The sequence below is a fragment of the Arthrobacter gyeryongensis genome (assembly GCF_039543785.1).
GTDB classification, from domain to species: Bacteria; Actinomycetota; Actinomycetes; order Actinomycetales; family Micrococcaceae; genus Arthrobacter; species Arthrobacter gyeryongensis.
In genome coordinates this window covers 1-9,889 of the sequence record NZ_BAABKK010000019.1, presented here as the reverse complement: position 1 = coordinate 9,889, position 9,889 = coordinate 1, and the positions used below count along the sequence as shown (strand labels likewise).

Genomic DNA, 9,889 nt, shown 5'->3' with positions numbered 1-9,889 from the left:
TTGGGCAGGAACACGATCCGGTGCCTCACGGCGGGGTCGTCGGTGAACTTCACCAGGTCCTGGATCATTTTCTTGCCGGCGTCATCGGCCGGGTGGGACTTACCGGCGATGACCAGCTGGATGGGGTGCTTCGGGTGCAGCAGCAGCGCCTTGAGCCGTGCCGGGTCCCGGAGCATGAGGGTCAGGCGCTTGTAGGTGGGCACGCGCCGGGCGAAACCGATCGTGAGCACGTCCGGGTCCAGCACGGCATCCGTCCAGCCCAGCTCCGCATCGGCCGCCCCACGCTTCTTCCACGCCGCCCGGAGCCGACGCCGGACATCCTCCACGAGGGAAACGCGAAGTTGACGCCGCAGCGTCCACACGTCCTCGTCGCTGACGTTGTAGGCGAGATCCCAACGGCCCATGGCCTCGGCCTCGCTTCCAAACCGCTGGCGGGCCAAGGCAGAGATGCGCGGGTCCACCCAGGTGGGTACGTGGACGCCGTTGGTGACGGAGGTGATGGGGATTTCGGAGTGGTCGAAGCCTGGCCAGAGCCCGGAGAACATTTCGCGGGAGACCACGCCGTGGAGTTTGGCCACGCCGTTGGCCCGCTGCGCCAGGCGCAGGCCCATGACGGCCATGTTGAAGACCGCGGGGTTGCCGCCGTCGTAGTTTTCCCGGCCCAGGTCCAGGACCTTTTCCACCGGGACGTCCGGGGCCAGGCCGGCGTCGAAGAAGTGCCTGATCTGCACGGCCTCGAAACGGTCGATGCCGGCCGGCACGGGGGTGTGGGTGGTGAACACCGTGGACGCGCGCCCGGCGGCGAGGGCTTCGGACCAGCTCAGCGGGGCTTCGGAGGACATGAGCTCCTGGATGCGTTCGATGCCCAGGAACCCGGCGTGGCCTTCGTTGGTGTGGAACACTTCCGGGGCCGGGGTGCCGGTGAGGCGCTGGTAGACGCGCAGCGCCTTCACCCCGCCCATGCCCAGCAGCAGCTCCTGCTGCAGGCGGTGGTCACCGCCGCCGCCGTAGAGCCGGTCCGTGATCCCGCGCGCGGCGTCGTCGTTGGCCGGAACGTTCGAATCGAGCAGCAGCAGCGGCACGCGCCCGACGTCGGCACGCCAGATGTGCGCGTTGAGCTTGCGTCCGTTGGGCAGCGGTAGTGAGATCGTCACCGGCTTGCCGGTGCCGTCCTCGGACGGTTCGCGCAACAGCGTCAGTGGCAGGCCGTCCGGGTCCAGGACGGGGTAGGTCTCTTGCTGCCATGCGTCCCGGGACAGGGACTGCTTGAAGTAGCCCGCCTGGTACAACAGCCCGACGCCGATCAGCGGCACGCCCAGGTCCGAAGCGGCCTTCAAATGGTCCCCGGCCAGGATCCCCAGGCCGCCCGAATACTGCGGAAGCACCTCGGTGATGCCGAACTCAGGCGAGAAATACGCGATGCACGCCGGAGCATCCGGACCCAGGCCCTGGTACCAGCGCGGCTCGCTCAGGTACCGGTCCAGGTCCGCCGCCGCGTGCTGGACACGCTCTACAAGTTCATTGTTGGAAGCAAGTTGGTCCAGCTGATCGCGGCTGATTGACCCGAGGAGGCTTATTGGATCGTGACGGCTCTCCTCCCACAATTCTTGGTCAAGGCTCGCAAAGAGTTCACGGGTAGGCCGGTGCCACGACCAGCGCAGATTCATCGCGAGACGCGCCAGCGGCTGGATCGGCTCGGGGAGCAGAGTACGGACGGTAAACCTTCGAATTGCCTTCACGAGCGTCACACTAATCCACTCGGTGGACGGCAGGAACAGCTTTCGGTTTCTTTTAGGTAAATGACACATTGCGCGGAAGAGTCTGGCGTACCTCTTCGCAAAATGTGATTTTTCTCGCTAACGTCGAGGTTGTGACCACTACTGCAGCACCGCGATCCAGCTCAGCATCCAAGTCCAAGCAGAAGACCGGTATCACCGAAGGTCTTAGATTCGGCAGATTCCCCATCACGGCCGTGCAACCCGTGATCGAGGAAGGCCGGTTCCCGGCCAAGGCCTTGCCTGGTGAAGATTTGGTGGTTGGCGCCACGGTCTTCCGTGAGGGCCACGACCAGCTGGGGGTGAGCGCCGTCCTGCTCGACCCCAAAGGCAAAGAACGCCAACGTGTCCGGCTCGCCCCGGCCCCGGGTGAGCGTGGCAAGGGAACCGACCGTTGGGAGGGCCTGCTGACCCCGACGGCGCCCGGAGCCTGGACCTTCGCAATCGAAGCCTGGCACGACCGCTACGGCACGTGGCATCACAACGCGGAAGTGAAGGTCGAAGCCGGCATCGATGTGGAGCTGATGCTCGCTGAGGGTGTCGCCCTGCTCGCCGAAGCGGCAGGCGAAAGCGCCCGGAGCGGGGCGGACAAGCGCATCCTACGCGCTGCCTCCGAAGGCCTCGCCGATACTTCGAAGACTGCCGAGGAGCGCCTTGCCGCCGGCTTCAGCGCAGAGGTCGCGGCCGTCGTCGAGCGCCAGCCGATCCGTGAACTCGTGACCGTCTCGGAACAATATCCCCTCCTCGTGGAGCGTGACCTCGCCGGCCGCGGGGCCTGGTACGAATTCTTCCCCCGTTCCGAAGGTGCCGTTTTTGATCCCACCACGGGAACGTGGACTTCAGGCAACTTCACGACGGCGGCCAAGAGGCTCGACGCCGTCGCGGACATGGGCTTTGACGTCATCTACCTGCCGCCCATCCACCCGATTGGTTTCCAGCACCGCAAGGGACGCAACAACACCTTGACCCCGGGTCCGCAGGATCCGGGTTCGCCGTGGGCCATCGGCTCCGAAGCCGGCGGCCACGACGCCATCCACCCGGAATTGGGATCTTTCGAGGATTTCGACGGTTTTGTGGCCCGCGCCAACGAGCTGGGCCTCGAGGTCGCGCTGGACTTGGCGCTGCAGGCCGCCCCGGACCATCCCTGGGTGAAGACCAACCCGGAATGGTTCACCACCCGGGTTGACGGCAGCATCGCCTATGCCGAAAACCCGCCCAAGAAGTACCAGGACATCTACCCCCTGAACTTCGACAACGATCCTTCCGGACTATCGAAGGAAATCCTGCGCGTCGTCTTCCTCTGGGTGAGCCACGGTGTGAAGATTTTCCGCGTCGACAACCCCCACACCAAGCCGGTGTGGTTCTGGGAATGGCTGATCGGCAAGGTCAACAAAAAGTACCCTGACGTCGTTTTCCTCGCCGAGGCGTTCACCCGCCCCGCGATGATGCACGCTCTCGGCCGGGCAGGTTTCCAACAGTCATACACGTACTTCACGTGGCGGAACACCAAGACCGAACTGGAATCGTATTTCCAGGAGGTCAGCCACGAATCCCCGGCCTACTTCCGGCCCAACTTCTTCGTCAATACCCCGGATATCCTCACCGAATACCTCCAATACGGCGGTCCGGCCGCGTTCCGGATCCGCGCCGCACTGGCAGCCACGGCCAGTCCGCTCTGGGGTGTGTACGCCGGATTCGAGCTGTACGAGCATGTGGCGCGTCCCGGTGCCGAAGAGTACATCGACAACGAGAAATATGAGTTCAAGGACCGCAACTGGGATGCCGCAGCGGCTTCGGGGCACAGCCTGGCTCCGTACATCACGCGGCTCAACGCCATCAGGAAGGCCCACCCCGCCCTGGGCGACCTGCAGAACCTGACTTTGCACCACAGCACGGACGACGCCACCATCGTGTTCTCCAAGCACAAGACCTTGCCTGACGGCAGCAAGGACACCTTGATCATCGTGGTCAACGTCGATCCCCACGGCATCAGGGAAAGCACCGTGACCCTGGATCTCTCCGCTCTTTCGCTGGATCCATCCGACTTCACCGCGAACGGACGATTCTGGGTGGATGATTTGGTCAGCGGCGAAAGCTGGGAGTGGGGCGAGTACAACTACGTCCGGCTGGACGCCCATGTAGAACCGGCACACATTCTCAATATCCGGAGGTAGCCTTAGTGAGCTTTAATCCGCAGGGTCAGAGTCAGTACTTCACGCCGAAGAACACTTTCGAGCTGAACGCCCCGGGTCTTCAACATGACCCTCATTGGTATCGGAAGGCGGTCTTCTACGAAGTGCTGGTGAGGGCCTTCGCGGATGCGAACGGCGACGGTTCGGGTGACTTCCACGGACTGATCGACAAGCTGGATTACCTGCAGTGGCTCGGAGTGGATTGTTTGTGGCTGCCGCCGTTCTTCGATTCGCCTTTGCGCGACGGCGGTTACGACATTTCCGATTACACGTCCGTGTTGGACGAGTTCGGCACCATCAGCGACTTCAAGCGGCTCGTGGCCGAAGCCCACGCGAGGGGTGTCAGGGTCATCATCGACCTCCCGCTGAACCACACCTCGGACCAACACCCTTGGTTCCAGGAGTCACGTAAGAATCCGGATGGTCCGTTCGGCGACTTCTACGTGTGGAGTGACACCGACGAGAAGTACCAGGACGCGCGCATCATCTTCGTGGATACGGAAGAGTCGAACTGGACGTTCGATCCGATCCGCCGGCAGTTCTTCTGGCACCGCTTCTTCAGCCACCAGCCCGACTTGAACTTCGAAAACCCCAAGGTCGTCGAGGCTCTGCACGACGTCGTCAGGTTCTGGCTGGACCAAGGCATTGACGGATTCCGGGCAGATGCCATCCCGTACCTCTTCGAGGAAGAGGGCACCAATTGCGAAAACCTGCCGGCCACCCACGGCTTCCTGCGGGACCTCCGGAAGATGGTGGACGAGAACTACCCGGGCCGTGTGATCATCGCCGAAGCCAACCAACCGCCGCACGACGTCGTCGAGTACTTTGGCACGGAGGAAGAACCGGAATGCCACATGGCCTTCCACTTTCCCATCATGCCGCGCCTGTACTACGCGCTCCGCGACCAGAAGGCCTCCCCCATCATCGAGACGCTGCGGGACACCCCGGGAATCCCGGCCGGCGCCCAATGGGGCACCTTCCTGCGCAACCACGACGAACTCACCCTTGAGATGGTCACCTCCGACGAACGTGCCGCCATGCTGGGCTGGTACGCCCCGGACCCGCGAATGCGCGCCAACATCGGGATCCGGCGCAGGCTTGCGTCGCTGCTGGACAATTCCCGCTCCGAGATCGAACTGATTAACGCGTTGCTGCTTTCCCTTCCGGGCAGCCCCTTCTTGTACTACGGGGATGAAATCGGGATGGGAGACAACATCTGGCTTGACGATCGCGACGCCGTCCGCACCCCGATGCAATGGAATCCGGACCGCAACGCAGGGTTCTCCAGCGCCGACCCCGGAAAGCTGTACCTGCCCGTCATCCAGTCGCTGGTCTACAACTACAGCATGGCGAACGTCGAGGCCGAAGCGGCCCATTCCGGATCGCTCCTGCGCTGGACACGGCAGATCCTGAGTGTCCGAAGGAACCACGCGGCCTTCGGGCTAGGCGGCTACCGGAACGTTCCGGCAGACCATGAAGTGGTCCTTGCCTATTTGCGCGAACTCCGGGAGGACAATCCGGAAGGCGAGGACGCCGAATCGATCCTGTGCGTTTTCAACCTGTCTCAGCATCCGGTTGCTACCACTTTGGATATCCCTGAATATGCCGGAAGAGGCTTGAGGGATGTGTTCGGAGGCCAACCCTTCCCGGGAATCGGCGCCGATGGCTCCCTGACCCTCACGCTCGGTAGCCACGACTTCTTCTGGCTTCGGATACGTTCGGCGGGTTCCACCGCCTCCTCGCCGTACACCCAGGCCATCCCAGTGCTCTCCATCGAAGGCTGAGATGAGTCTCATAGCGCCCACCACGGTCCTGGCCTCCCTGCTCAAGGAATGGCTGCCCCGGCAGCGCTGGTTTCCGGTCAAGGCAGGGTTATTCGAACTGGATTTCGTCGGTTCGTTCGCCCTTTCTGCGCCCGCCTTTGGGACAGGCTCGGAGGTCCAGCTATTGTCCGTCGCTTACGCAACGGCCGACGGCGGGAGGCAGACCGACATCATCCAGGTACCGCTTAGCTTTCGTTCTGCGCCCTCGGCAGCTTTGGCACCTGCCTTGGTGGGCCAGATCGGTGGAACAAGCGAGCAGGATCCGGCTATCTGGGTATACGACGCCCCCCACGATCCTGACTTTGTGACGGTATGGCTCGATCTCATCCGGGGGCAGGCGTCCGCCGAGCCCGGCGAGGGGGAGTGCACCGCGAGCGGACACACCGTGCCGGGCAGCCTGCGGCTGCCCTCTGCCTCAGGATCCGTGCGAGTCTCTTCCGGCGAGCAGTCCAACACTTCGGTGATCGTCGACGACGGCGTGTCCGCGGCGATCGTGAAGATCTTCCGGGTCGTGTCGGTCGGCAAGAACCCCGAGGTGGAGGTGGGCGCGGCCTTGACCTCGGCGGGTACGAAGGAAGTGCCGTCCACCCTTGGATGGATTACGGGAACGTGGGAGGTACGGACACCGCTGGGTCGCCATGGCACAGCCTCGGCGGATTTCGCCGTTGCCCACGAATTCCTTGCCGGCGGGCAGGACGCTTGGCGCCTCGCCGTCGACGCCGCGGCATCGGGCAGCGACTTTACAGCCGAAGCCCGGCAACTGGGCCAGGCGACCGCCACCGTGCACCTCCGGCTCGCGGAAACCCTTGGAACCGCCCGGGAACGCGTTCCGGGCCAGGACATCGCGCCCGAAGTAGCCCGGCGCGTCCGCCAGTCGTGGGCTGAGGCGGGCACCGCCGTCGGGCCCCATGAGCAGCAGCTCGAGGCACTCCTGACGCAACTGTCGGGCAAGGAAGCCGGGACGCTGCAGCGTATCCACGGGGACCTTCACCTGGGCCAGATCCTCTTGGTGCCCGGCGCTGCGGGAGAACCGGCCCGGTGGGCGATCCTGGACTTTGAAGGCGAACCGCTGAGGCCGATCGAACACCGCAATATTCCCGACGTTCCCCTGCGGGACGTCGTCGGGATGCTGCGGTCCTTCGACTACGCGGCCGGTGCGGCCACCCGTGAGAACCCGGGCGCCCGGGTTCCCGCCACGTGGGTTGACGACTGCGCCGAGGCGTTCCTGGCAGGCTACAGCGACATCACCCCTGGAACTATTGACCGCCGCTCGCCGCTGTTTGTGGCATTGTGGCTGGACAAGGCCTTGTACGAGGTGATCTATGAGCTGCGGAACAGGCCGGACTGGTTGCCCATTCCGGTCAATGCCTCGCGGCAGCTCCTCGGAAACACGAGCCCCGGCACGGATGCCGTGGCGACATCGGAAGGTAAGGAAATGACAGGCTCAGCACGTACCGAACGGCCCCGAGTCCCGCTGTATGTGGACGCCGCTACCCTGGGCCGGGTGGCCGCCGGTGCGCACCACGCCCCGCACTCGGTGCTGGGCGCTCACCTTGACGACCACGGTCACGTCACTATCCGCACGGTCAAGCACCTCGCAGCGGAAGTAACCGTGGTCACCGAAGCCGGTTCCGTTCCAATGACCCACGAGACCGACGGGATCTGGGTGGCGGTCCTCGAACCGCTGCAGCACGGCCACGTTCCGGACTACCGCCTGGACGTCGTATACGGCGATTCCGCGCCGGTGACGATCAACGATCCGTACCACTACCTTCCAACTGTCGGCGAGGTGGACCTGCACCTCATCGGCGAAGGCCGGCACGAACGGCTCTGGGACACACTGGGCTCCCACGTCCAGCACTACCGCTCCCCGCTCGGCGATGTGGACGGCGTCTCCTTCGCCGTCTGGGCGCCAAATGCACAGGCGGTCCGCGTCAAGGGCGACTTCAACTCTTGGGACGGGCGTGAGCACGCCTTGCGCTCGCTCGGTTCCTCAGGAGTCTGGGAAGTCTTCATCCCGGGCGTTGTAGCAGGGGCGTGCTACAAATTCGAGCTGCTGACGAAGGCCGGCCATTGGGTGGAGAAAGCCGATCCGCTCGCCTTCGGCACCGAAGTTCCGCCCTTGACCGCGTCACGCGTGGTGGAGTCCGGCTACCGTTTCAAGGACGACGCCTGGATGACGGCGCGCGCCAACAAGGACCCGCACAACTCACCCATGAGCGTCTACGAAGTCCACCTTGGTTCCTGGCGCCTTGGCCTCGGGTACAAAGAGCTGGCCAAGGACCTCGTGGACTACGTGAAATGGCTTGGCTTCACCCACGTCGAGTTCATGCCGGTGGCCGAGCACCCCTTTGGCGGTTCATGGGGCTATCAGGTCACGTCCTACTTTGCTCCGACCTCACGATTCGGGCATCCGGACCAATTCCGGTTCCTCGTTGATTCGCTGCACCAAGCGGGCATCGGCGTCATCCTGGACTGGGTCCCCGCGCACTTCCCGAAGGATGCCTGGGCCCTCGCCCGCTTCGACGGCGAGCCGCTGTACGAGCACTCCGATCCCCGGCTTGGTGAGCACCCGGACTGGGGCACGCTCATCTTCGACTTCGGCCGCACCGAGGTTCGCAACTTCCTGGTCGCGAACGCCCTGTACTGGCTCGAGGAATTCCACATCGACGGGCTCCGGGTGGACGCTGTCGCCTCCATGCTCTACCGGGACTATTCGCGCGAGGAAGGGGAATGGTTCCCCAATGTCCACGGTGGACGCGAGAACCTGGAAGCCATCTCCTTCCTCCAAGAGGTCAACGCCACGATCTACAAGACCCACCCCGGGGCAGTGACCATCGCCGAGGAATCCACGGCGTTCCCGGGCGTTACCGCGCCAACCAACCATGGCGGCCTGGGATTCGGCCTCAAATGGAACATGGGCTGGATGCACGATTCCCTCAAGTACATCTCCGAAAACCCGGTGAACCGCCGTTGGCACCACGGAACGGTGACGTTCTCCATGGTCTACGCCTTCACGGAGAACTTCCTGCTGCCCATCAGCCACGACGAGGTAGTGCACGGCAAGGGATCCATGCTGCGCAAGATGCCCGGTGACCGCTGGCAGCAGCTTGCCAACCTGCGGGTGTTCATGGCTTACCAATGGGCGCACCCGGGCAAGCAGCTCATCTTCATGGGCACCGAATTCGGCCAAGAGGCGGAATGGTCCGAACAGCACGGGCTCGATTGGTTCCTTGCCGACATTCCGGCGCACCGTGGACTGCAATTGCTCACCCGCGAATTGAACACGCTGTACAGCTCGACGCCGGCCCTCTATGTCCGGGACAACGAGCCCGGCGGTTTCCAGTGGATCAACGGCGCGGACGCGGACCGCAACGTACTGACCTTTATCCGGTGGGACAACGACGGCAACCCCCTGGTGTGCGCCGTGAATTTCTCGGGAGGCCCGCACCAGAACTATGTGCTCGGCGTCCCGTCCGCCGGCGCATGGCAGGAAGTACTCAATACTGACGCCGAGGTGTACGGAGGCTCGGGCGTGATCAACAGCGGTGAACTGTTTGCCACCGCACCCGGGGCGGAAGGATTGCCTGCGGCACTGACCGTCACCTTGCCGCCGCTCGGAGCTTCCTGGTTCACGCCTGTGGGGTAGTTGTTGGGTTTGTCTGAGTGCAAAGGGTCCGGAAGCCTTGAGTTTCCGGGCCCTTTGCGTGGATCCAGCGGACGACCGCTGAAGCGCAGCAGGCCGCCTGACGGGGCTTTTGCCTCCACGGAGAACTGGTGGTATAGTTAGTACCCGCGCTGCTCCCCAGTGGAGATCGGTGAAGTTGACTGAGTTCCTCGTGAAGATCAAGTCAAGAACGCTGATTTGACTAGGAGGCAAGCAGCCGGTAAGTTTGGGAAGTTGCTCCGGAGCGATCCTGGACCCTGTGGGGTGTGGGTGGTGCCGGGTGTGTCTGTTGTTTGAGAACTCAATAGTGTGCCAAGTTTGTTGATACCGATTTATTTATATGAATTGGTTGTTTTGGCTGGTTCTGTGTCGCTTCGGTGGCGTGGGGCTGGTTTTTTACAGCTGGTTTCAAATTTTGTGCAGCCCGGCCGT

The 9,889-nt window shown here is 63.5% G+C and carries 4 protein-coding genes; 3 read left to right on the top strand and 1 reads right to left on the bottom strand.

What is annotated here, in order from left to right:
• A partial coding sequence (glgP, locus tag ABEA18_RS14830; RefSeq protein WP_345450260.1) for an alpha-glucan family phosphorylase occupies positions 1-1,739 on the bottom strand: 1,739 nt, incomplete at its 3' end.
• 131 nt (positions 1,740-1,870) lie between these two features.
• On the opposite strand from glgP, the gene ABEA18_RS14825 reads away from it, so the two are divergent.
• From ABEA18_RS14825 to ABEA18_RS14815, 3 genes are read left to right on the top strand one after another with little or no spacing between them, the layout of a single operon-like run.
• Positions 1,871-3,949, top strand: a complete 2,079-nt coding sequence (locus tag ABEA18_RS14825; protein WP_345450258.1) for an alpha-1,4-glucan--maltose-1-phosphate maltosyltransferase — start codon at positions 1,871-1,873, stop codon at positions 3,947-3,949.
• A gap of 5 nt (positions 3,950-3,954) precedes the next feature.
• Positions 3,955-5,751, top strand: a complete 1,797-nt coding sequence (gene treS, locus ABEA18_RS14820) for a maltose alpha-D-glucosyltransferase (protein ID WP_345450256.1) — start codon at positions 3,955-3,957, stop codon at positions 5,749-5,751.
• A 1-nt stretch (position 5,752) separates the two neighbouring features.
• On the top strand, positions 5,753-9,439 hold the full coding sequence (locus ABEA18_RS14815) for a 1,4-alpha-glucan branching enzyme (RefSeq protein ID WP_345450254.1): 3,687 nt from the start codon (positions 5,753-5,755) through the stop codon (positions 9,437-9,439).
• Positions 9,440-9,889 lie beyond the last annotated feature (450 nt).

Excerpts from the sequence above, each read along its gene's own strand:
- ABEA18_RS14815 (WP_345450254.1), top strand. The coding sequence starts at position 5,753 with ATGAGTCTCATAGCGCCCACCACGGTCCTGGCCTCCCTGCTCAAGGAA.